At 46.9% G+C, this 22,940-nt stretch carries 21 protein-coding genes; 1 reads left to right on the top strand and 20 read right to left on the bottom strand.

Annotated features, from left to right (window positions below; genetic code table 11):
* Window positions 1–47: 47 nt before the first annotated feature.
* From MHM93_RS11495 to pmbA, 3 genes are all read right to left on the bottom strand, one after another.
* The gene (locus tag MHM93_RS11495; RefSeq protein WP_045979157.1) at window positions 48–611 is read right to left on the bottom strand and encodes a BON domain-containing protein; all 564 of its coding nucleotides are present in this window, start codon (window positions 609–611) and stop codon (window positions 48–50) included.
* Between the two features lie 224 nt (window positions 612–835).
* Window positions 836–1,252, bottom strand: coding sequence for a VOC family protein (locus MHM93_RS11490; RefSeq protein WP_239449223.1), 417 nt, complete (start codon window positions 1,250–1,252; stop codon window positions 836–838).
* 134 nt (window positions 1,253–1,386) lie between these two features.
* Window positions 1,387–2,736 (bottom strand): metalloprotease PmbA, encoded by a 1,350-nt coding sequence (pmbA, locus tag MHM93_RS11485; protein ID WP_239449222.1) that lies wholly within the window; start codon window positions 2,734–2,736, stop codon window positions 1,387–1,389.
* 100 nt (window positions 2,737–2,836) lie between these two features.
* On the opposite strand from pmbA, the gene yjgA reads away from it, so the two are divergent.
* Window positions 2,837–3,349 (top strand): ribosome biogenesis factor YjgA, encoded by a 513-nt coding sequence (gene yjgA, locus MHM93_RS11480; RefSeq protein WP_022945541.1) that lies wholly within the window; start codon window positions 2,837–2,839, stop codon window positions 3,347–3,349.
* A gap of 70 nt (window positions 3,350–3,419) precedes the next feature.
* On the opposite strand, the gene tldD is transcribed toward yjgA, so the two are convergent.
* The 17 genes from tldD to MHM93_RS11395 all read right to left on the bottom strand — a co-directional run bounded on the left by tldD (window position 3,420) and on the right by MHM93_RS11395 (window position 22,939).
* Window positions 3,420–4,859 (bottom strand): metalloprotease TldD, encoded by a 1,440-nt coding sequence (gene tldD, locus MHM93_RS11475; RefSeq protein WP_239449221.1) that lies wholly within the window; start codon window positions 4,857–4,859, stop codon window positions 3,420–3,422.
* Window positions 4,856–5,686: a carbon-nitrogen hydrolase family protein gene (locus MHM93_RS11470; protein WP_239449220.1), complete on the bottom strand. Its 831-nt coding sequence runs from the start codon at window positions 5,684–5,686 to the stop codon at window positions 4,856–4,858. The genes tldD and MHM93_RS11470 overlap by 4 nt, the downstream gene beginning before the upstream one ends.
* Window positions 5,683–9,522: a YhdP family protein gene (locus MHM93_RS11465; protein ID WP_239449219.1), complete on the bottom strand. Its 3,840-nt coding sequence runs from the start codon at window positions 9,520–9,522 to the stop codon at window positions 5,683–5,685. The genes MHM93_RS11470 and MHM93_RS11465 overlap by 4 nt, the downstream gene beginning before the upstream one ends.
* On the bottom strand, window positions 9,522–10,994 hold the full coding sequence (gene rng, locus MHM93_RS11460; protein ID WP_022945537.1) for a ribonuclease G: 1,473 nt from the start codon (window positions 10,992–10,994) through the stop codon (window positions 9,522–9,524). The genes MHM93_RS11465 and rng overlap by 1 nt, the downstream gene beginning before the upstream one ends.
* Before the next feature lie 2 nt (window positions 10,995–10,996).
* Window positions 10,997–11,554 (bottom strand): Maf family protein, encoded by a 558-nt coding sequence (locus MHM93_RS11455; protein ID WP_239449218.1) that lies wholly within the window; start codon window positions 11,552–11,554, stop codon window positions 10,997–10,999.
* 2 nt (window positions 11,555–11,556) lie between these two features.
* On the bottom strand, window positions 11,557–12,036 hold the full coding sequence (gene mreD / locus MHM93_RS11450; RefSeq protein WP_239449217.1) for a rod shape-determining protein MreD: 480 nt from the start codon (window positions 12,034–12,036) through the stop codon (window positions 11,557–11,559).
* On the bottom strand, window positions 12,029–12,874 hold the full coding sequence (gene mreC, locus MHM93_RS11445) for a rod shape-determining protein MreC (RefSeq protein ID WP_022945534.1): 846 nt from the start codon (window positions 12,872–12,874) through the stop codon (window positions 12,029–12,031). The genes mreD and mreC overlap by 8 nt, the downstream gene beginning before the upstream one ends.
* Entirely contained in the window at window positions 12,874–13,917 is a 1,044-nt protein-coding gene (locus MHM93_RS11440; protein WP_022945533.1) for a rod shape-determining protein, read from the bottom strand. Before MHM93_RS11440 ends, mreC begins: the two co-directional genes overlap by 1 nt.
* Before the next feature lie 148 nt (window positions 13,918–14,065).
* Complete coding sequence (locus MHM93_RS11435; protein WP_239449216.1) at window positions 14,066–15,283, bottom strand: PEGA domain-containing protein; 1,218 nt, start codon at window positions 15,281–15,283, stop codon at window positions 14,066–14,068.
* A gap of 109 nt (window positions 15,284–15,392) precedes the next feature.
* A complete protein-coding gene (locus MHM93_RS11430) occupies window positions 15,393–19,043 on the bottom strand; it encodes an H-type lectin domain-containing protein (protein ID WP_239449215.1) in 3,651 nt (1,216 codons plus the stop codon).
* Window positions 19,040–19,480: a hypothetical protein gene (locus tag MHM93_RS11425; RefSeq protein WP_239449214.1), complete on the bottom strand. Its 441-nt coding sequence runs from the start codon at window positions 19,478–19,480 to the stop codon at window positions 19,040–19,042. Before MHM93_RS11425 ends, MHM93_RS11430 begins: the two co-directional genes overlap by 4 nt.
* A 34-nt stretch (window positions 19,481–19,514) precedes the next feature.
* The gene (locus MHM93_RS11420; protein ID WP_152441281.1) at window positions 19,515–20,216 is read right to left on the bottom strand and encodes a type II secretion system protein; all 702 of its coding nucleotides are present in this window, start codon (window positions 20,214–20,216) and stop codon (window positions 19,515–19,517) included.
* Window positions 20,216–20,776 carry a prepilin-type N-terminal cleavage/methylation domain-containing protein gene (locus tag MHM93_RS11415; RefSeq protein WP_239449213.1) on the bottom strand — a complete coding sequence of 187 codons (561 nt, stop codon included), beginning with the start codon at window positions 20,774–20,776 and terminating at the stop codon, window positions 20,216–20,218. The genes MHM93_RS11420 and MHM93_RS11415 overlap by 1 nt, the downstream gene beginning before the upstream one ends.
* On the bottom strand, window positions 20,766–21,224 hold the full coding sequence (locus MHM93_RS11410; protein ID WP_239449212.1) for a prepilin-type N-terminal cleavage/methylation domain-containing protein: 459 nt from the start codon (window positions 21,222–21,224) through the stop codon (window positions 20,766–20,768). Before MHM93_RS11410 ends, MHM93_RS11415 begins: the two co-directional genes overlap by 11 nt.
* 3 nt (window positions 21,225–21,227) lie before the next feature.
* Window positions 21,228–21,773 carry a prepilin-type N-terminal cleavage/methylation domain-containing protein gene (locus MHM93_RS19395; RefSeq protein ID WP_275444218.1) on the bottom strand — a complete coding sequence of 182 codons (546 nt, stop codon included), beginning with the start codon at window positions 21,771–21,773 and terminating at the stop codon, window positions 21,228–21,230.
* Window positions 21,774–21,794: 21 nt separating this feature from the next.
* A complete protein-coding gene (locus tag MHM93_RS11400) occupies window positions 21,795–22,373 on the bottom strand; it encodes a prepilin-type N-terminal cleavage/methylation domain-containing protein (protein WP_138508088.1) in 579 nt (192 codons plus the stop codon).
* Between the two features lie 77 nt (window positions 22,374–22,450).
* A complete protein-coding gene (locus MHM93_RS11395) occupies window positions 22,451–22,939 on the bottom strand; it encodes a hypothetical protein (protein ID WP_239449211.1) in 489 nt (162 codons plus the stop codon).
* Window position 22,940: the final 1 nt, after the last annotated feature.

Here is a 22,940-nt window from a genome sequence, read left to right as displayed (position 1 = left end):
AGGAAAGCCCAGCAAAGCTGGGCCTTCTACCGAGAACTTACAACTAATTATTCAGCCATTACTCGCAGTTCATCGTTTACTTCACGAACATCTTCTGTGTTTTCAGCGATTTTAATCGCAAGGTCACGCTCGGCTTCGCTATCTACGTTACCTTTAAGCGTAACGACACCTTGGTCGGTATCAACATCAATGTCAGTGCCAGCAACTTCTGAATCAAATAGTAGACGGGTAGTGATTACCGTCGAGATCTTAGCGTCGGTTAAATCGCTGCCAGTATCTCCTGCATCATCATTGTGGCTCATACCTTCTTCGTTGTTCATAACCGTTAGCTGGTTTTCTACATCGTTTACACCATCTAGGCTAACAACCAGCTCTTCGGCCAACTCTTTATCGACCTCGCTGTCTACTTTACCCGTGAGCATAACCTTGCCATTTTTCACATCAGTGTTGATGTCAAAGTTGTTCAGGTTGCCATTCAGTAGCAGCACAGTTTCAGCTTTACCATCAATCCATGCATCTTTACTCTCGTTCTGCCAATCATTTGCTTGGGCAGTGAAGGCAGTAGAACCAAGTACAGCTGCAGCTACGATTGTCTTAGTGAACGTTTTCATAATGTCGTCTCCTTACTATTGCTTGTGACGCTTTAAGTGTTGCGAATCCCTTGCCAACTTTATTTTATCAGCAAAATCAATAATATAAGCGACTTGTTCAGCAAGCATTTAGGTACAACCTTACCTAAGTTACACACCTCAGTGAAAAAATTTCCGAAAAGCGAACAATCAAGAGATTTACGTTCATTTAGTGTTTATTTTGCAACTTTTAGCAGCATTTAAGTCTATAGGTCGTTATTTCTCTGTGCTGGAATATCCGATCCGTATTCGACAAACTCCACTTCAAAACCAGTTGGGTCTTTAAAATACACGTTGCGGCGATAAGGATTTTCAGGGCCCACTTTATCAACTTCGAAGCCCGCGTCTTGGAGTCGTTGAATGACGCCATCAAGATCTTCGGTGACATAAGCAAAGTGTGCTAAACCAACTTGATGGCCGCTGAGATCACGGTTGTCACCAATGCCATTGTCACTAAAAGCAAGGTAGTGGTAATCATCGCCAAAATGCACCCAGGTACGCGGCTTCCCCGACCATAACCCCTCGCCTTGACTGCGCACCCGCCAATGTGGAAAAGCGGCACGATAAAAGTTGAGGGCTTGGTTGATGTCATTCACGACTAGGTTTACATGCTCTAAATACATAACGTTCTCCCGAAGATGATTTATTATTTCAGGGACTAAGGTATTTCCTCAACTTAAGTTGAGGTAAAGCACTTTTTTAGAATTTATTTAAAAAAGCCTAGAGAGGGGCTCTAGGCTTTATCGTGTTACTTGAGCTACTGCCCCGCAACTTGCATTTGTTCAATTAACACCGAACCGGTTAACACCCCGCCGCGAGGGTCGATATCACCGCCAATGCCAGCAACGCCTTTAAACATCGAACTAAGGTTGCCAGCGATGGTAATCTCACTAACAGGATATTGGATCTCACCATTTTCAATCCAAAACCCGGCCGCTCCGCGCGAGTAATCGCCGGTGACAGTATTGACGCCTTGCCCCATCAACTCGGTCACTAGCAGCCCTTTACCCATTTGTTTAAGCAAAGCGTGCAAGTCATTATGGGTTTGCTGTACCAACCAGTTATGAATACCGCCGGCATGGCCTGTGGCGGTCATACCCATTTTGCGCGCCGCATAACTGGCTAATAAATAGGTCTGTAGTTCGCCACCGTGAATAATCTCACGATCCTGCGTTTTAACGCCCTCCGCATCAAAGGGTGAAGAAGCAAAACCTTTGGCTAGATGCGGACGCTCACTAATATTAACAATATCGCTGAAAACTTGGGTATTGAGGCTATCGAGCAAGAAGCTCGACTTACGATAAAGCGCACCGCCGCCAATGGCCGACACTAAATGCCCAAACAGGGAGTTAGCCACATCGGCGCGAAAGATCACCGGCACCTTCATGGTTCCTAGTTTTTGGCTATTAAGCCGTGCAAGCGTTTCTTGCGCCGCTTCCAGGCCGACGTCTTTCGCCGCTTTTAAGCCTGCTTGCTCACGCGATACGGTATAGGCAGCATCGCGCTGCATCTGCTCACCTTGTTGGCCAATGACCATAGTGCTGATGCTATGGCGAGTGCGGGGATAGCCTGCCAACATACCGTGACTGTTACCGTACACACGCAGCCCTTGGTGGCTACTAAAGCTGGCACCATCAGAGTTGACGATGCGCTCATCAAGGTTCAACGCCGCCTGCTCTGCCTCTTGGCAAATTTCAATGCCCTGCTCTGGGGTCACCTGCCACGGGTGGTACAAGTCTAAATCCGGTGGGCTTTGCTCTAATAACTCAGCATCAGCAAGGCCATTACATGGGTCTTCTGAAGTGTACTTGGCGATTTCAATGGCTTTTTCCACCACCGAACGCAGCGCACTGGGGCTTAAATCTGTGGTTGATGCTGAGCCTTTTTTATTACCTACATAAATGCTCACACCCAAACCACCGTCTTGGTTAAACTCGATGGTTTCTACCTCACCGAGACGAGTGCCTACAGAGAGTCCTGAAGTACGTGACATAGCGGCTTCCGCAGCCGTTGCACCGAGTTTCTTAGCTTGGGCAAGCACCTCGCTTACGGCCTCTTTGACTTCATCGATTTGGCTATAAATCGCTGCCGATTCATTTTCTTGCATAATGGCTTTCACAGTTGGTGAATATTGATCTAAGCGTACCACAAAGCATCTACGCATTTTAGTGATATAATGGCTGCAAAGAGCATTAATCGAGCATGTTATGGCTAAGAGCAAACAACCTGAAGAAGAGATTATTTACGTTTCCAAAAGCGAGCTAAAACGCGATGCCATGGAGTTTCATGAGCTGGGTGTAGAAATCGCCAACCTCTCAAAAAAAGCGCGTGAAAAACTACCATTGAGTAACGAGCTTGTGGAGGCGATGAACTTAGCCGACCGCCTGAAAGAGAAAAAAGACGCCTATCGTCGCCATCTCAATTACATCGCCAAAACCTTGCGCGGCACCGATAATGTCGAAGACATTCATCAAGCTATGGCCATTATCACCAATAAGAACAATCAAAAAGATGTGGTGATAAACCAAATAGAGCAAATTCGAGATGAGCTAATCGCTGAAGGTGATAGTCGCTTAAACCCTCTGCTTGAGCAATATCCGCAGCTTGACCGCCAGCGCATGCGACAAATTATTCGCCAAGCAGGCAAAGAGGTAAAGCAAGAGAAACCCGGAAAGTCTCACAAAGAGCTATTTCAAATCCTCAAAGAGTTAATGCTCTAGCAGCGTTTCGGTTACCAGCTTTAAGTTAGAAAAAAACAGCGCTCTTGCGCTGTTTTTCTTTTGAGGATGTTTAAGCGGTTCCACCGACGGTGAGTTGGTCGATTTTCAAAGAGGGTTGCCCCACCCCTACCGGGACACTCTGTCCGTCCTTACCGCAAATGCCCACGCCTTTATCTAGCGCTAGATCATTGCCAACCATAGATATTTGCTTCATTACCTCTGGGCCATTACCAATCAGCGTGGCACCTTTGATAGGTGTGGTGATTTTGCCATTTTCAATTAAGTAGGCTTCTGAGGCAGAGAACACAAATTTGCCAGAGGTGATATCCACTTGGCCACCGCCAAAGTTTGGCGCGTATATGCCTTTGTCTACTGAGCCGATGATCTCTTCTTGGCTATGCTCGCCACCGAGCATATAGGTATTAGTCATACGTGGCATAGGCAAGTGTGCATAGGATTCGCGACGGCCGTTTCCAGTAGGCGCTACTCCCATCAATTTAGCGTTGTGCTTATCTTGCATATAGCCCTTTAGGATACCCTGCTCGATAAGTACGTTATAACCACCCGGTGTGCCTTCATCATCGATATTTAATGACCCACGACGGTTCGCCATGGTGCCATCATCAACCACAGTACACAGCTCTGACGCCACCTGCTGACCAATTTTGCCACTAAACGCTGAAGCGCCTTTGCGATTAAAGTCGCCCTCAAGACCATGACCTACGGCCTCATGCAGCAACACCCCAGGCCAACCCGCACCCAGCACCACAGGCATGGTTCCCGCTGGAGCGTCAATAGCTTCTAAGTTGACCTTAGCCATACGTACAGCGTCCTCAGCGTAGTGCATCCAACGCGGCTTACCGTCGACTAATTCTTTGAAATAGTTAAAATCGAGTCTGGCTCCACCACCGGCACCCCCACGCTCACGACGATCACCCTTTTTCAACAGCACTGAGCAGTTCAATCGCACTAGCGGGCGAATATCGGTTGCAAAGGTACCATCACTCGCCGCCACAAGCACTTCTTCATAGACGGCGGACATCGAGCTCACCACCTGCTCAGCTTCAGGCGCCAATTGACGGATATACTCTTCAACTTCACGCAGAAGCGCCACCTTATCGTCATCGCTCATGCTCTGAATCGGTTGCAGCGGCGCAAATTGACGTTTCACATCTTGCTCACTGAATATTTTAACCTGACCATGTCGATCCGCATCAGCAATACTGCGTGCGGCCATCGCGGCATTATTAATCGCTTCGAGATTAATCGCATCAGAATAGGAAAAACCGGTTTTCTCGCCACTGATCGCGCGCACACCCACGCCGCGATCGATGTTATAGCTCCCTTCTTTGACTAAACCGTCCTCTAACACCCACGACTCGTTGTAGCTCGATTGGAAGTATAAGTCCGCATAGTCCACCTTATGCTGGTGGATGTATTGCAAGGCGTTGGCGAGATCATCGCGGTCCAATCGGCTTTGCGTTAAAAGGTTGTGCTCAACTTGACTCATAAACTTACTTTTCTCGCTTGGCGGTGAGCATGCATAGGCATGGACTCACGGCGTTGATTTAATTCTTCACTGTTTACTGATTGGGCTATCCAGCCCTCGCCATGGCTCAGCTCAGCTTGCACTTCACCCCATGGCGAAACAATTAGGCTATGGCCATAGGTCTCACGACCATTGTTGTGAGCGCAGTCACTATTATTACGACCGTACAGCCCGGCAGCGACCACATAACATTGACTTTCTATCGCTCGTGCACGCAATAAGGTGTGCCAATGCGCTCGACCGGTGGGTACTGTAAAAGCACTAGGAACAAGCAGTATATCAGCCCCCAGTTGCACTTGCTGACGATAGAGTTCGCTAAAGCGCATATCATAGCACACACTTAACCCTAGCCGTCCAAAGGGCGAGTCGAGTACCACCACCTGCTCACCGGCTTCGGTATGTTTGGACTCGTGATAAGTGCCTGTGCCATCCGCTACGGTCACATCAAACAGGTGAATTTTATTGTATTGCGCTCGCTCTTGGCCTTGGTCATCAAAGACCAAGGATGCCGCGAGGTAACGCCCTTCTGAGGTGGCGACCGGCAGAGTACCTGCCGCAAGCCATAGACCGTAACGCTTACACAGCGCAGCTAAACGCTGGCGCCAATATAAGTGTTTTTCGGCCACAGCCAATACCTGCTCACTGCTTTTTGCAAAGCATAGCCAGCTTTCCGGCAAACACACTAAGCAAGGCCGCTGTGGCTGTAACTGAGATAAAAACTGCTGCATACGCTGAAAGTTATCCTCACTGTCTTGCTGGGCGCAAAACTGTAACGCATACAACATCATAGTAATGGTTTCTCCAGTGGTTGTTCGGGTTGCGATGCCGGAGGTTGATTTTGCGCAGCTTGCGGCAAGGTGACTTCTCGGCTGCTACGATCGAGTTCAACCACCTCAGGGTTATCCATTGCCCCACTGACTTTAAATTTAATCTCAGAAATAACTCGCGCTGAGTGGATAACCTTATCCAAGGCCAGCGCAGCTAACCCTGTTACTGGGTTGACCATCCAAGCAACAATCACGGGTAAGCTAGAAGTAACCTGTGGTGCCACGGCTAAATCATAGTTAATGGTTTGCGTATTTAAATCGGCATAACCCTTAATAGTAAGATCAGCAGGCACGCCATCCATTTTCGTATCTTTAGTGTAAGCAATCCCTTGGGCCAACTGCATACTGCCTTGCATACTATTGTAGAAAAAGCCTTTCGCAAACACATCGCGAAAATCCAGCTTGAGCTTGCGCACCAGAGAGTCCAAGCTCAGTAACGAGAAGACACGCGCTCCGCCATCGCTAATTTCACTTAGGTGCCCTTCACCGAGTTGCCAACTAATTTCACCGCCCAAGCTGGCGATATCAATATCGTAAGGAGCCGCCTGCCAATGCAGCGCAAAATCCATGTTCGCTTCAGAGTCTTGAACCGTTGAAGTGATATCAAACTCATCAAACAGCGAACCAATATCATCACTATTAAATTGGCCTTTGACATGAGTCTGCCCATCGCGCCAATAGCCATCGGCACGCAGCACATGTTCGCGTTTATCGACCACCAACTCACTAATCGTCAGTTGCTCGCCAGCACCCGCAAAATGCAGCTCAACCTGATCAAGTTGATAATGGTTAATGCGACAATCACTGCAGGTAAACGCTACACTCGGTAGCTGCGTTAACCACTTTAAATCCGTCTCGCTGCTGTGTGTAACGTCATCGCCGCCACTATCATTAGTAGGGATGTTGACGCGTAGATAGTCTGCATGGGCGCGAATATCGCGGCGTTCTGCTTGGCTACCAGTGGGAATGTCTACTCGGGCCCGCAGCTCTTTGGCGAGCAACTTTAAATCCATTGCTGTGGGTTGATTAATTAACGTAAATTCCAGCTCATTAAAGGGCACCGCATCAACATGAGCTGTGCCTACTTGCCCCACCACCTTAGTTAACGGTGGCATTACCGAAGGTTCTCCACTGCTGCGCGCAGCCACATCAATAATGTTATTAAGCACCGGCTGCCAAGCGAGGATATCGGCTTCTGGGAGATTAACGCTCACCTCAAACCCTTGCTTGTTAAGCCCTAAATTTTGCTTACCGACAATGAGGTGAGCATTACTCATTTGCTGCTCGCCGTTGTTGAGGATGCCGTTAAAGTATAATTGCTCGTCCAACTCGACCATGATCAGGTTAGAAATGTCATCCCCCTGAATTAAGGCATTAAGCGGCCACGCATCGTCTGCGGCTTTGTTATACGGCGTCGGCAGAGTGCTGGTTACCCCGAGCATATCACTTTGCACATGCGCCTCGTAACTAAACCCTTGGTTATCAAAGTTTAGAGCCAACTGCGCATTGAGCGCAGTGGTACCGCTCAACTGCGCATCTAACAAGCCATTCAGCCGCTTTTGTAACTGCGCCACATCAGCTTGCAAACCAATGTTAACGTCAGCGTGATAATTTTCGCCTTGGTTTCCACCCAGCAAGCTCACAGTGAGCGGCATCCCTTGCCAATAGGCCTGGGCTTCATTTATCTCAATACGATCGTTTACAAACGACAACCTGCCCCGCAGTTCACTTAAGTCGATACCGGGCTGCGCTAGGTGAACGGCATTGCCAGCGAATAACACCTCACCTGAAGCTCGCACTCCACTGTCTTTGAGGTCGATAAGCAGCTGCAGCTCGCCATCTAGGCGGTCTTGTGCCTGTATCACATCAAAGACGGTGGCAAGCGGCTCAGCTAATGGTGTTTGCGCAAAAAAAGGCTGTAGCTTAGGCGCTTCAATATTAGCTGTAATATCAATGGCTAAAGTGTCAGCATTGAGCAAGTCCTGCAAATACACATGGACGCTGTCACCCAGCGCTAAATTGAGTAACTCGCCACTGCGGCTATAAATATCCATGCGCTGATTGTTAAACGCTAAGTCAACCGCAGCATTTTTTATCGTCGGCCAATCAGGGGCAAAAGCGAACTCCGTATCTTCTATTTGGGCATTGACCGCGAACCGCCCCTGCTGTTCGGTAAAGGGAAACTGATCGAGCGGTCCCTGTAACAACACCTGAGCAAAGTGCATATCGCCACTTTTTATTGCCCCATTTAGGTAGTCAATCAGGTTTTTATGCATATAAGGTTCAGGAAAGTACCGCCCGGCATTGGCTGCACTGCCGCCACTGATTTCTGCGTATAGGTTCATATCTGGCTGCGAATCAAGAGTCAGCGCAAATTCGGCAACTAAGTCTAAATCATCATTGCTTAAAGTGACTTCATCACTTTCGATGGACCAATGCTCGCCATCATTAAAGAATGCGACTTCTGCGGCAAGTTGTTGATAAGCGAGCGGCTCGCTAAACGTCTTGCCGGTCAATAGGTGGTTGTCGCTACCAGCAATACTAAGTAAACCTTTACGGTTGTTAATATGCGCGCTGGCACTGAGATCTTGCGCACCAGGAATACCATGAAATCCCGACCACCCTAAGTGTTCGGCTTCAAACCATACTCGCCATTGCTTATCACCTTGCCAGTGAAAGTAGCCCTCGTTGATAAACCCTTGCGGTTGCACCGTCAGCAGCTCTTGTAATAACTGCGATTTTCCTAACCGTGCAAAGGTGGAGAACATGGAAATATCTAAGTCTTGCACCCACACTTGTTGCTGTTCGCTGATGAGTGCATCAAAAATAATCGGTGCCCACTGGTATTGTTCATCGCTAAACTGCAGCCCAGATGTACGCACTCGCCAGCCTTTTGCTTGAGGATGAATACGCACCATACCCTGTTGCAACTCGAGGTATTGAGGTTGTTGCTGGTATTGCCAATTGAGTTGGCTCGGTTGCATCGCCAATTGCACATCGGTTAGGCGACCTTCAGCAAAGTGCAGCCAAGATTCAAAATTGAGATTCGATTGTAATTGGGTTAATTCCGGGCGAACAAACTCTTGTAACCAACCAGAGATGTTCAAACTCTGTGCCTGCAGATATAAATCGCCATAAATATTATTTAAGCGCGCGCCGGAGAGTTTAAGGCGAGCTTCAAGAGTATTTTGCTCGATGCCCGGGAGGCTCACCTGACCTTCGGCAAAATGGTCTTTAGCACGGTTTTGCCACACCAAGTTTTCTAAAAAAATACGGTGATGGCGGTTATCGAGGCTAATGATGTTCAGTTCGCTATCTTCGATAGCAAAATGCCCTTGCTCACCCAGAAACAGGCTTTCGATTAAGGCTTGCTGCTGCGAGCTGCTGCTTTTTGACTCACTGCTAAGTAGGGCGCGAGCGTCGATTTCAGCGTCAAACCCTTGCAGCACAAAATAATTGGAGTGCAGCTGCCTATCCAGTAATGATTGCCATAAATTAATATGCAACCGGGTTTGCTCAATGCTGACGCTAATCGGGGCTTTGGCATTGTCGGCAAACCCTACTTGGTTTATGACAAGCGCTGGGCCATTACCCTGCCAGCTTGCACTTAATGAGCCAATGGAGATATCGGCATTTAACTGCTCACCAAGAAACTGCTCGACCTCAGCACGATAATCATTGGCATAAGGTAAGCTGTATTTGACCAGCGACACCAGCACAGCAAGCAACACTAGGGTAACTGCGCTGATTTGCCAAATTTTCCGCAAACAAAAAAAGCAAACCGACTTGGCGTTCACTACATCATCACCACATCGAATTGCTCTTGACTATATAGGTTTTCCGTTTGAATCATGACCTGTTTACCAATAAAGAGCTCTAGCTCTGCAAGGTTATGATATTCATCATTAATTAGCGCTTCGCTAACCGCTGCAGAAGCATACACCATAAATTTATCTGCATCATAGGCTCGATTAACTCGAACAATTTCTCGCAGAATCTCGTAACACACGGTCTCGACCGTTTTCAACGAGCCACGACCTGCACAAGACGGACACACCCCACAGAGAATATGCTCTAAACTCTCCCGAGTACGCTTGCGCGTCATTTCCACAAGCCCGAGTGCAGAAAGGCTGTTAATATTCGCTTTCGCTCTGTCTTTGGACAACGCTTGTTCCAAAGAGTGCAATACTCGGCGTTTATGTTCTTCAGACACCATATCGATAAAGTCGATAATGATAATACCGCCTAAATTACGCAGCCTTAGTTGCCGGGCGATGGCACTGGTGGCTTCAATATTGGTATTAAAAATTGTCTCTTCTAGATTACGATGGCCAACAAAGGCGCCGGTATTAACATCCACCGTGGTCATGGCTTCGGTTTGATCGATGATCAAATAGCCGCCGGATTTGAGCTCTACTTTACGATGCAGTGCTTTTTGTATTTCGTTCTCTACATCGAATAAATCAAAAATAGGCCGCTCGCCCGGGTAGTACTCTAATACCTTCGCAAGGTGTGGTACGAATTCTTCTGTAAAGGTTGTAAGCTCTTGATAGGTAAGCTTTGAATCCACACGAATGCGTTCCATGTCTTCGCCTACGTAGTCACGCAAAGTACGAAAAGCAAGCTTTAAATCCTCGTGGAGGATGTTTTCTTTGCGGGTTTTCTTCCGCCTGTCGACAATTTTCAACCACAGTTTCTTAAGAAATTCTGCATCATGTTTAAGCTCATGCTCGCTGGCTCCTTCCGCTGCGGTACGAACTATAAAGCCGCCGTTTTCGTCGTTGTACTGGGCAACAATATCCTTCAGGCGCTGACGCTCTTCGTCGCCTTCTATACGCTGACTAACCCCTACATGAGTGGCGTCTGGCATAAACACCAAATAACGTGATGGAATCGTAATATCCGTGGTTAAGCGCGCTCCTTTAGTGCCGATGGGATCTTTGACCACCTGCACCATAATGTGCTGACCTTGGCGCACCAATTCACGTATATCCTGCACCTTTTTGATATGCTGGTCGTCCACCCCTTCTTCAAAAGACGCACTATTGACTATGTCTGAGGCATGTAGAAACGCTGCCTTCTCTAGACCAATATCAACAAAAGCGGCCTGCATACCCGGTAAGACCCGGCTTACTTTGCCTAAATAAATATTGCCGACGATGCCTAGGTTGCCTATGCGCTCAACCTGCACCTCTTGCAATACGCCGTTTTCAATCAGTGCTACACGGCTTTCACTGGGCGTTACATTAATAAGTAATTCTGAGCTCATGGCTAAAATTCAGCTATTAGTTTCTGTGTTTCATACAAAGGTAACCCCATCACGGCGAAATAGCTACCGCTGAGGTGGGTGACAAAGGCACCAGCGCGTCCTTGAATTCCGTAGCCGCCGGCTTTATCGAGTGGCTCACCAGTGAGCCAATACGCCTCGATTTCTGACGCGGTCAAGGTTTTAAACTGTACGTCAGTGGTGACGACTAAGGAGCTGGTTTTAGTCTCATTCGCCAAAGCGACTGCCGTCATCACTTGATGCGTGCGGCCACTGAGTTTGTTCATTGTAGCAACAAAATCGTCATAGTCTTTAGGTTTACCTAAGGCTTGGTGGTCGTATACCACCACCGTATCGCTACCTAAAACAGGGCGGTCGGTATAGCCCATAGCCACGGCTGATTCAGCCTTTAAGCATGCGAGACGTTCTACCAACTGTCTTGGTGTTTCATGTGCGAGTGGCGTTTCATCGGCATCAACAGCAAATTGCTCAAATTCAATGCCCAATTGCTGCAATAGCTCACGCCGACGCGGCGATTGCGAAGCAAGATATATAGCAGACATAACTAACGGATCCGAAAATGGCGGCGATATTTACGTAATAATAAAAATAGCCATGGCCAACAAATAGCACCGGTCGCTGCCGGCCATAAAAATTGCGGTGCAAAATAGACTTCAAGCAAAAAGTGGTGCAGCCAGAATTGCAATAAATGATGCAGAGACAAAAACACCGCCACAAGCAACCCCTGTTGCCAAATAGAGAAATTACGCAGCTTTTGGTAATTACTCGCGGTAATGTAAATAGTAATGGCATAAGTCAACGAATGCACCCCCAGAGGTGAGCCCGTTGCGAGGTCTATTACGAGCCCTGTTAACCATGCACTGCCAATATTAAGACGATGAGGGACCGCAAGGGACCAATACATAAGTACCAGTAACACCCAGTCAGGGCGAAAGGGTTCAAAAGAGATAGGCAATGGCATCAGCGCCAGCACCAATGCAAAAAAGATGGTAACGATAATGAGCCAAAATTGACGATTAATCATTATTTACCTCAGGCGTCGCCGCTGCACTGTTCAAGACCACTAACAAACGAATGCGATCAAGTTGCGCTACGGGCTCCGCATAAATCTGCGCGAATGGTCGTCCTTCATCACGATTAATTTCCGTAACTACCGCCACCGGGTAACCCTCTGGAAAGCGCTCCCCTAAACCTGAACTTAACAACACATCGCCAATACGAATATCTAAACTATGTGGCACATGCGAGAGTTTAACTCGGGTAATTTTACCGATGCCTTCAACCACAGTTCGCACATCGTTGCGTAATACGCGCACGGGGGTGGCATGAGTTGTGTCTGTGATCAACAAGACACGACTGGTATTCGCGCCCACCTGCACCACTTGCCCCACCACACCGAGCTCATCAATTACCGCCAGGCCTTCTTTTAGACCATCGGAGGTACCCTTATTGATAACCACTTGGTGGCTATAAGGGTTAGAGTGCACCGACAGCACTTGCGCAACTAGCTTGTTATTCTGTTGCCTCGGGTCCGAACCCAATAGCGCTCGTAACTTGTCATTCTCACGAGCTAAGAATTCAAATTGCTGCAGCTGTTCACTTTGCAATAGTTGCTTGGTCTTCAGCGCTTGGTTCTCTCGCAGTAATTGTTCTCGAGAGGTGAGGTTTTTGGCACTGGTGGAGATAAGCTCATAAGGAAGGTTTGCTAGATAAAGTAAAGGGCTTACTAGCGTATTAAGCGAAGTACGAACAGCAGTGCCACCGCTGGTGTAGCGATCGCCAACAATCAAGATAACACTCAACACAACTGCGATGGTCAACCGCAGTTGCATTGAGACAGTACGACCAAATAATAGCTTCATTAGTCGTAGCTAAATACATCACCGCCGTGCATGTCTATCATTTCTAAGGCTTTACCGCCGCCTCGAGCAACACAAGTTAACGGGTCATCAGCAACCACGACGGGGATACCAGTTTCTTCCATTAACAAGCGGTCTAAATCTTTTAATAGTGCTCCGCCACCGGTTAATACCATGCCGTGAGCAGAGATATCAGAGGCTAACTCGGGAGGAGATTGCTCTAGAGCAACCATGACTGCGCTAACAATACCCATAAGCGGCTCTTGCAGCGCCTCTAAAATTTCATGTGAGTTCAGAGTGAACGAACGCGGCACCCCTTCAGCTAGGTTACGACCACGGACCTCAATTTCTTTTGCATCATCGGTTTTAAATGCCGAGCCGATTTCATGTTTAATTTGCTCAGCCGTGGCTTCACCAATCAAGCTACCGAAGTTACGGCGTACATAATTAATAATGGCTTCATCGAACTTATCACCACCAATACGTACAGATGAAGAATATACGACTCCGTTAAGTGAAATGATGGCCACTTCAGTGGTACCGCCACCAATATCAACAACCATTGAACCCGTTGCTTCAGACACGGGTAAACCGGCACCAATTGCAGCCGCCATAGGCTCTTCAATAAGGTACACTTCGCGAGCTCCCGCCCCCATTGCTGACTCACGAATAGCACGCTTCTCAACTTGAGTTGCACCACAAGGAACACAAATCAACACGCGCGGACTCGGGCGTAAGAAATTATTGTTATGGACTTGCTTGATGAAGTGCTGCAACATTTTTTCGGTAACATAGAAATCAGCAATTACGCCGTCCTTCATCGGCCGAATCGCTTTTATATTGCCTGGCGTACGGCCTAGCATTTGCTTTGCTTCAGTACCTACCGAGGCCACACTCTTTGGTCCACCAGCACGTTCTTGTCGAATAGCTACAACCGAAGGCTCGTTAAGCACGATACCTTCTTCTTTTACATAAATTAGGGTATTGGCAGTACCCAAATCGATCGAAAGATCGTTGGAGAAGAGACCACGGAGTTTCTTAAACATGGAACTGGTTGACCTTTGAAAAATTCTTATTATCTGAAAGCTTGAGACACTTTACCAATGCATCCCCCTCGCGGCAACATAAAGCTTGCGCTAGCATGAAAAAACAGCGCCAAGGGCAAAAGTGTTTAACAAACGGCCACAATAACGCTTATTTACTGGCTAATTTTACGGCGCTTTTGCTGAGTTGAGCGTATACCACTTGGGGCTTTTCGAGCACCACCTTTACTTGGTAACTTTTGTACCCCGGTTTGCGCACTTCCACTTGATACTCACCCAGTGGCAATGTGACATCCAATTTAGTTTGCCCGTATGGTTCACCATTGATAAATACGGTGTCATCAACAACATTAGAGCGTACCGTTAACGTTACCGGATTAGCGTCTTTAGCGTGTTCTTGGAAGTCTCCTAAAGCGGCTATGCGACCAACCTCGATTGCCGAGCCGGTATTATCGCTTTGCTCACTTAACTGCCCCTGACTCACCTTATTATTGATGTTGTGATTTTGTAATCGGTTCACGGTGATTGTGCGACTTTGGCAATAACCTGGGTCAACTTCGAGCAACGAACACAATTGCGAATTATCAATTTCGCCGGCCATGGCTACACTCAAATTGACATTAAAATTACCTTGGCCGCTAAAGGCGCTGTCAACTACATGGCTGGATACCACTTTGACCCGAGCGTTGGCTAAATCACGCTTGGCACTGACTAAACGGTACTCGGATAAATTGTTGTACACTTGATCTAAAAAGCGAGAGGTCGCTTTGCTAAGCCCTTGTTGCTGCCCACGGCGCTCGCATTGCCCTAAGGTTTCATCGCGCTGGCAGTTGATAGTATGCACCACTTCCAAGGTTCCTTTGCGGGCAAATTCGGTGCGTAAACGTTCAACGCGAGCTTGGTCAAGCGATTGCTGCAATGCCAGTTTACTTTTTCGGTTTTGTGCCACAGCAGTATTCAATGCGCTAATACTTTCACGCTGCCCACTGATTGCCGCTTGTTGGGCGTGAATTTGCGCTTGCTTATCATGCAGAGTTTGAGTTGCCTGCTGGTAGTCTTTTTGTAAGCTGGTCAAGGGCGTGTTTGGGTCTTTCAGAAAAGCCTGATAGCCCTCATCAAGTGCCTGTTTGGCAAGCTGTTGTTGACGCTCAGCCTGCTTTACCTGCGCTTGCATACGCTGCAACTGAGTGTGCAATAAAGTAAGCTCATCTTGGTGTGCTTTTATTTGCAGCTGATCGCGCTCGAATTGCTGCTGATTTTCGCTGAGCTGCTCGGCGATTTCCGCTACTTTTGAGGTATCTTGTGCGTTAGTCGCCATACTGAATACTGCAAGGGCGCATAGTAGTAGTGATGACAGAGCTAGTCGCATGGTTTCCTTCCTAACAAATAAGCATCATCTTGTTTTGTTAAGGGTAGTCTAAAAAACCATTTCTACTAGAAAATGAATAAAAACCAGCACATTACCTAAAAAAGGTTAGTTAGTTGAGCTGCTCGCGCCAATAAATAATACGGTCATTACCACGGAAAGTACCAAACTTGAGTGTCGCACTGGGGTTTTCATCGGCCGCATTATCACCGTTCCAATCCCAGAGCAGCCAATCAGGCGCAGGGTAGCTCACTGAATACGAGCCAGTATTTCCATTAGCATCCACTTCTATACCCTCTCCGCTTTTGTAGCCCCCAGAGTTCAATTGCCCATTATTCCCTGTCACTGTTAAATCACTAGGATACGACAAACTTTGGTACCTATATTGACTACAATTATCTAGGTTATTGATCGCCCAACCCTGACCGTTCCAAAACTGCGCCGTCATGGGGACGAGTAACTCCTCATTCTCAGGGCCGTAATTATCTTGTAGAGCTAGGCGGCCATATCTTAACTTCACTGGCGATGCTATTGTTTGCGAGCAGTCTCCTCCACAAGGCTGTCCATTCAACACCGCTCCCTCAAGTTGCTCAGCTTTTAATAACAAATTGATGTTAGTATTGTCGTAAGGGCCATCTATTTGAGAAGCATTAGTTTGGCGTATAAAAGTCACATCACTTTCAGTTACTTTGATTTCCCCAGCTTGGATTGCATTTTGTGGCCAACTTAGAGAATCCACGTTGATAATACGATTTTCTAGCTCTTCCCCCCCGTGCACTGCACTTAAGCTAGGTGTATAGAGTTTATCGAACCCAGCACGGTAATTACGCATAACTTCGTTTTTATGGTTCTCAGCAACTAGCGTATAAGTAACGGTGTTAAAAGGTTGGTTAAAATAAGTAAAGTCTCCACTTGGGCACGCCGGCTCAATACTTGCACTTTTCATACTGAAATCAGATGGCGCAAAGCGACCAACGTTATTGGCTTGACCACGAACTTTACCCGAGCCCAGATAGCTGTTTTCAGATTCTACGATGACATTAATCACACCCACTTGGTCATAGCTGATGTTACTAATTACTTGGGTATCATTACCCTCGAACTTGAACGCGGATTCGTCATCGATATCAAATACACCATCCTTCCCACCTGCAGGTATGACGTTTTCAGCTGTGACACCAACCATACCAACATAATGCTTTGCAACTAAGTTATCGCGCAAATTTTGGTAGTTATCAGGAACACCATCGTTATTAGTATCATCACCACTTTGCCACTGCACAGGGCGAACAGTAACTGGAAACCTTTCACCCGTAAGTCGATAGAGTGATCCATTGGCATCGAGTGCTTGACTATTAGCTCCACTGGCAGTGACATCAAACCCAAAGGGGCGCACCACAAACTGATTACTCGCCCCACTCAACGTAGTCGTCTTATTCGAATTCGGGTTAATAGGCACATCCAGCTCACCACTTATGCTTAATTGTCCAGCATCGGGATAAGCTATTGTAAACTCTGCTCTAGAGTCAGCATCAAACCTCAAAGGTATGCCCGAAAAGCTCAAAGTACTTAAATTGTAACTGTCACCTTGATGGTTAAATAGCAAACTATTCGTGCAACTTTGGCCCGCGCCACAGTTAAACTTCAAACGAGAGTCTAGCGTTTTGTTGGCCAGCTGGTTACCGTTACCACACGCTTCTACCGCATAGGTTTTGGCGTTAACTCCAGCATCTGAGGGTTTACCTGCAAACTGAGTGACAATGGTTTCGTCGCCATCAGTAAGATTGCGAAATACCATTCCTTCTTTTTCGAACTTCACTTTGCAACTTTCGATTCCTACTTCACTCCCCCCAATAAAACACCTAAACTGCGATGAAGGCATAGGGTTCGTAATCGCCAACTTCACATTGCCCCCTCCCGAACGTGCGTACTGTAGATCTGTCTGCCCAGTAAAAGTAACACTATCACTCGGTAACCAGGTATTGTTGCCACCGGTTGCGGGCAATAAGTCTACGCTTGTTGGTTGTGAATATAATTGGCTACAGCTAACATTTGCGCATGCCTTCAAGGTTACCGGCTTAGCTGCACAAGTAGAGCCCTTGTTGTCTGCGAGCTCAAAGCGGTAATGGTTCACAGTTTCAATAACTTCTTTACCGCAGATACCGGCGAGGTTATTTGGTCTTACGTAAAGGTATTCGCTCTGCGCCCCCGTGTCTATGTCTCCCCCAGCAGTAAGCGCACCTCTAACCTTCGAGGCAGCTCCAACAATAGCCGTGCCTGTAGACATCATATAAGCTGTAACATTGGAATTTGCTATGCTTATATTCCCGTCAACGTAAATTGTTAGATCACTTGGTGAGCCTGAAATATTTAACTGCGTATTACTAATTTGCAATAACGGCGCCACTGCGGAAGAGCTTTTTATAAATATACGCGTTTTACCTAGTACTTCGTATGTGGTGTTGACCATTTGTACCAGGCTAGCATCGATAAAGTAGTCGCCGATCAACTCACTGGGTAAGTTTGGTGAGCTTGGGCCATCATTATCAATTGTCGGGATACCTTCAGCTTGTGCAGTGGTGATTGCATTCACGCCGCTTGCGATACATTGAACACCATCACAGCGTGCTTTGTTTGGCTCCGTGGATGTATCTTCCAAAATCTCTGTTTGCACAACCCCCCCATTGGGATCATCGACTATAACACCATCTACCAACCGAATTGGAGCACTGTTGAAAGTAGCCAACGCACCCGGAAAAACAATCTCGCAAGAGGGGGAGTTACCACTAAAAACAAAATTCGATGTCATCGCAATAATACCTGCTTCTTCAACGGTATGGTTACGTTCAGAGTCATTGTATCGGTCTTCATCGACCGTCAACCCTAATCGCGAGCTATTTAATCGACAGCTACGTAGCCAGCCACCATCGGCACCATTGCGGCTAATCTTACTAGCAGCAACTAAGGGAGAAGAGCTATAGTTATTATTAAAAAAAGTATCGTCACAGCCATCGTCCCAACCATCTATACGTTCACCACTGAATAACGCCTCCCAATAAATTTCTTTGTCATCATCATCATTAAATAATCGGTTGCTGCCCTCGATAACGGCCAAATAAGCAATCGTCTCTGGGACAATATTACCCGCTTGAGTTTCAGACGCTTCCAGCGCCATATTAACCCCCTGAGTATCTAAACTTCCCGATTCGATAGCCACAGTCAAAAACGGTCTTAAGGCATCTCTTGGCGGGTTAGTATCGTTGCTATTTAAAGTTTGGATGGAATGTACTAAAACAGGACGCTCACTAAATTCATAGTCAAAATTAACTCGCTTGTAGCTTTGGGGTAAAGTAAAAGTAGAGCCGCTTCCATATTGCAAGCTGGATTGATCCAAAGTAGTTTTACCTACTTCCATAAACAAGCCATCTTCAAACTCATGTACACCGTATTCAATAGCTAAGTAATGTGCCCCCATAGTAATATGTTCACCATCTTCACCCGGAGGCTCCAAAGGTAAGGCTTCAAATCCAGTTCTTGTCACATTACGAATTTTTACAATCGCTGGGTTACTCCCTTGATTCGTCGAGAGCATAAAAACCGCTGGAGGTTCATCATACGCTTGTGAAAAGTTGATGGTTGTCCAAATGGGGTTATCGTAGGTATTTTGCAGTTCAATAAAACGCCCTTCCACTTTAGGAACTGCGTTCGCAAAGAAGCTACTCACAAGAAGTAAACATAACCATAGCCAAGTAAACTTCCTCATAGCTTATCTTCTCTTTTCACTTCAACTACGATGCTACGGCTAGTATCAAGGTTGCTAGCACCACATTGGGCATAACTTGTAAAACGATAAACATCCACAAAGCCAGAACTGGCCATTCGCTCTGCTACATCGTCAGCCTTTCTGCAATCTATGATATCTATTTCACAGTTTTTCAACTGCCCACTATCAAAAGTCATACCATCACCTGGGGTGGCTAAAGTTCCAACTTCTAAGTCAGAACATTCCAGCTCGGATACGCTATGATCATGAGTGTATAAGCGCACGAGCGTACGCTCGACACCACTTTGCGCGGCACCATAAGCCATAACACCATAGTATTCCACCGCGTTCCTCTTTGTTTCTGCTGTCAATATATTACTCATAGCTAACCCCAGCGTTAATAACAACACCGACACCACGACAGCAATGACAAGCATTGAGCCCCTTTGACTGTGTATGTTAACGCAAGTTCTATGGCGCATTGGCTATATGAACCTCGTGGCTAATTTGAAGAGATTCCCCCCTTGCAGAACGTAATTCAAGTGCAAAATGTACGTTGGCTGTTTGTGGGTCATAGCTTGCCACCCAATCCCTAATGTCAACTGCCAACCAAGAGCCTGAACTGTCTACCCGGCGTTCCAACACCGTTCTGCCACCCTCGCTTTTAGCGCAAATACTAACTGGCTCGTCTATAATGAAATAACGTTTTGCCGGAGATTCCACTTCAAAAGCGGTATTGAAGGTAACCTTTTTAGTCAATTTTCCGGTGTTTTCTACTACCACGCTACTCACAGTCTCTTTACGTAAATTTGATGGACCAACGGGGAAAATTGATATTGAGTTCCCCGCTTTAACTGCATCTTGAAAATCCACGATTCTCAATGGATTGTCAGTCGCTTCATCTAAGTAAGTACCACTACTTACGATTGGTATGAAATTTAAGCACCCAGTGGATGTATCAAAATTTGTTGCATTGGGTAGTGCATTGCGTAACTCTTTCTCTAACCGCAGTATGAGAAAACGTGCCTGAGAAACTAGCTCTGAACGTTGTTGACCTTCGGTATAAATTTGCGCACCAAGACTAATAAACTGGGTAGTGCCAATAGCGACAATAGCAAGGAGGACTATCACTATTATCAGTTCAACTAGGGTAAACCCGCTAACACCTCTCATTAATAGTTCCCTCGATAAATTTGAAAGCGGTACACTTCTCCGTTCGGAGCAAAAACACTTATATCAACGCGTTTGGCACTATCTCCTGTATCTGACGTACTTTGAGTATAATCCTGATCATAAACAACCGAAACATTTGCTCTGTACTGGCCATAGTCTAAAAGGGGCGAGCCCTGCGCGTCACAAACTGGTTGTTGCGGCATATCAATATAATCATCGACATCGTCGTAGTTAACACGACCACCACAGACATTGCCACTGTCACTCTCGCCTGTATCTTCACCAAGATTAGCTGCCAGCGTACAACCGACTGGTTTTTCATCGCAGCGCTGAAAGGGCGGGCTGCGATGGCTGTTTTCATCATAGGATTTACCCAGAATTTCATTCATCAATGACTGCCCGAGCTTGGCTGCTTTTACTTGCACCAGCGGCTCTGCGCTTTGCCTTGCTTGCGGGGCAATCAAGGTGAATACAATGACCATCGCAATGGCAAAAATAACAATGCCAAGAATTAATTCGACCAGCGTAAAGCCATTTGCTCGTGGGCGCTTAACAGCCATACAAGGCCCCTTCGCCGCTAATACACACGGCTTGACTCCCCACCTGTACGCGGCAGGTCTTGGCGCAATTAATATCTGGTTGTCCTAAATGGTTAAAAGACAATGAATTAAAGCTGCCACCGTTGTTATCGGTGGTGGTAAAAGTGATATCAGTGCCGGTGCTATCAACAACGAGGTAGTCGTCAAAGGCTGTAGAAATAGGATTTGCGCAATTTTGATTAGCGGGGGGGGCAATTAACATGGTGGTAATTTTAACGCAATTATTACTATTAAGATTGTGCATCGCCTGCAACTGGATACTGCGGATCATCGCCAGCGTGCGATCTCTTAAAGTATAGGCATCTTCGTTGTTGGAGCCGAGAAAGCGGGGTATGGCAGTCACCGCCAATACCCCAATAAGGATAATCGTGATTATGAGCTCAACGAGCGTAAAACCACGGTTGTTCATTGCTTACTGACAGTCGTCAAGGTTTAATGTGATCACTGGCGGTGTATTAGCATCGGCTGCTTCGGTGTAGGCCACATAGCAGCCATCATTAGCTTCACCGCCGGTGCCATTGCCTGCCACTACCGCAGTCGGTGCTGCACTGCCATCAGCTCTTACCACAAAAATAGCCGGTGTCCCGCCTGTAGCGGCAATCACATTGCTTGCAAAGTCGTTGGTTAAATCAATATCCATCGCTGCAGCAATACCTGTAGCTGCAGCTTGCGGGTAACCAAAGGAAGTTGTTACATCAACGGTTCCATCGGTGCCTAAGTCAACCCCTATGGTGCCATCACCTGCATCGTCTTGAAGACCTTCAATAATGGCCTTTCCATACACGATATCTTTGGCAGAATTCATCGCGCCTTTCACACCTTGTACCGTTGCCGCATTGGCATCACCCTGCAGGTTTAAAAAGCGTGGCGCCGCTGTGACTGCGAGAATCCCTAGAATAACAATCACAATAATCAATTCGATTAAGGTGAAGCCTTGCTGTTTTGTTGCTTTCATCATCTGTACCTCGTTATAGCAAACTTAAAATACGGTTACTTGCCCAGTTGCGGGGAAGTAAGTAAAACCATCAGTAGCTGCACCATCAGGCACAGAATCATCAGGCAAATTCGCGACATTGGTGGTGTCGAGTGAATCCACAAGATAGTAAATACACTGCGAATTGGCTGCGTTAAATTGAACATAATAGCGGCTTTGCGTGGCCTGATTTGGATCAATAGTATTAATAGGCGCTGATTGTAAAATAAGATCAAACACATCTTTGCAATCTTGGCGCGCCATAGCGCCAACAGTGGTATCGGAGCTGCCATCGTTGGTAGGGTAGCCAATATCGCCATCAACACCTAAGGTAACTTGGTCATACACCACAGTGGTAATATCAGCACCACCGTTATCGACTAAGCGACCGTCAACTTCCCATTGTGAGCGCACTAATCCTATCGCCGCTGCAAATCCACCAGCCACGCCTTCAACCGATGCTTCGCGGGCATCATCGGTAACATCAATAAAGCGCGGCAATGCGGTTGCAGCCAAAAGCCCTAAAATAATGACTACTATAATAAGCTCTATAAGTGTAAAGCCACTTTGTTGTTTGCGTTTCATTGCCTACTCCAACAGAGTTAAGTACCTAAATTCATTCTAGACCAAAGGCTAAATTACTCAAAAATCATTATATTTTTTTATTTGAGTGTAACAGCCACCTGACCCGTGTGTACATCAAAGCGAAACCAGGTTCGCTCATTAAAAAGAAACTCACACCCGACTAAGGCTTGCCCTGCCCATATCGGCTTAACACTGACCCCAGCTAGGTTGCCCTGCCCTTGCATGCGGGCAAATAAGCCCTGACAGGGAGCCCCATCGCCTTCAACGCCTGTCGGCCAACCAAAGCGATTAACCACAAACTGTTGTTGACCCACCACCTGCATTTGCGCGCTCACCTGCTCTAAGAGAATGGTATCTTGTTTATGGGCTAGCCACTTACCATGAATAGCAACGGCACTGTGGTGGAACTCCGCCACTGCTTTATGCAAGTTCACGTCATTGACAGTATTAAATAACTGGCTGATATAGTAAATAAAAAAGCCAATAAACACACAAATCAGCAACCCACTAATAAGCAGTTGATAAACCCGGCTCAAACGCCGGCTCACCTGCTGCTGATTACGCACT

The sequence above is a fragment of the Pseudoalteromonas sp. MM17-2 genome (assembly GCF_022347945.1).
Lineage (GTDB): Bacteria > Pseudomonadota > Gammaproteobacteria > Enterobacterales > Alteromonadaceae > Pseudoalteromonas > Pseudoalteromonas ruthenica.
The sequence above is the reverse complement of the archived record's forward strand: the minus strand, read 5'-3'. Positions and strand labels throughout refer to the sequence as shown.

Excerpts from the sequence above, each read along its gene's own strand:
- MHM93_RS11425 (WP_239449214.1), bottom strand. The coding sequence starts at position 19,480 with ATGCTTGTCATTGCTGTCGTGGTGTCGGTGTTGTTATTAACGCTGGGG.
- rng (WP_022945537.1), bottom strand. The coding sequence starts at position 10,994 with ATGAGCTCAGAATTACTTATTAATGTAACGCCCAGTGAAAGCCGTGTA.
- MHM93_RS11415 (WP_239449213.1), bottom strand. The coding sequence starts at position 20,776 with ATGGCTGTTAAGCGCCCACGAGCAAATGGCTTTACGCTGGTCGAATTA.
- MHM93_RS11455 (WP_239449218.1), bottom strand. The coding sequence starts at position 11,554 with ATGTCTGCTATATATCTTGCTTCGCAATCGCCGCGTCGGCGTGAGCTA.
- yjgA (WP_022945541.1), top strand. The coding sequence starts at position 2,837 with ATGGCTAAGAGCAAACAACCTGAAGAAGAGATTATTTACGTTTCCAAA.
- mreC (WP_022945534.1), bottom strand. The coding sequence starts at position 12,874 with ATGAAGCTATTATTTGGTCGTACTGTCTCAATGCAACTGCGGTTGACC.
- MHM93_RS11470 (WP_239449220.1), bottom strand. The coding sequence starts at position 5,686 with ATGATGTTGTATGCGTTACAGTTTTGCGCCCAGCAAGACAGTGAGGAT.
- MHM93_RS11410 (WP_239449212.1), bottom strand. The coding sequence starts at position 21,224 with ATGAACAACCGTGGTTTTACGCTCGTTGAGCTCATAATCACGATTATC.
- MHM93_RS11435 (WP_239449216.1), bottom strand. The coding sequence starts at position 15,283 with ATGCGACTAGCTCTGTCATCACTACTACTATGCGCCCTTGCAGTATTC.
- MHM93_RS11495 (WP_045979157.1), bottom strand. The coding sequence starts at position 611 with ATGAAAACGTTCACTAAGACAATCGTAGCTGCAGCTGTACTTGGTTCT.
- MHM93_RS11440 (WP_022945533.1), bottom strand. The coding sequence starts at position 13,917 with ATGTTTAAGAAACTCCGTGGTCTCTTCTCCAACGATCTTTCGATCGAT.
- MHM93_RS19395 (WP_275444218.1), bottom strand. The coding sequence starts at position 21,773 with ATGATGAAAGCAACAAAACAGCAAGGCTTCACCTTAATCGAATTGATT.
- MHM93_RS11490 (WP_239449223.1), bottom strand. The coding sequence starts at position 1,252 with ATGTATTTAGAGCATGTAAACCTAGTCGTGAATGACATCAACCAAGCC.
- pmbA (WP_239449222.1), bottom strand. The coding sequence starts at position 2,736 with ATGCAAGAAAATGAATCGGCAGCGATTTATAGCCAAATCGATGAAGTC.
- MHM93_RS11430 (WP_239449215.1), bottom strand. The coding sequence starts at position 19,043 with ATGAGGAAGTTTACTTGGCTATGGTTATGTTTACTTCTTGTGAGTAGC.
- tldD (WP_239449221.1), bottom strand. The coding sequence starts at position 4,859 with ATGAGTCAAGTTGAGCACAACCTTTTAACGCAAAGCCGATTGGACCGC.
- MHM93_RS11420 (WP_152441281.1), bottom strand. The coding sequence starts at position 20,216 with ATGAGAGGTGTTAGCGGGTTTACCCTAGTTGAACTGATAATAGTGATA.
- MHM93_RS11400 (WP_138508088.1), bottom strand. The coding sequence starts at position 22,373 with ATGAAACGCAAACAACAAAGTGGCTTTACACTTATAGAGCTTATTATA.
- mreD (WP_239449217.1), bottom strand. The coding sequence starts at position 12,036 with ATGATTAATCGTCAATTTTGGCTCATTATCGTTACCATCTTTTTTGCA.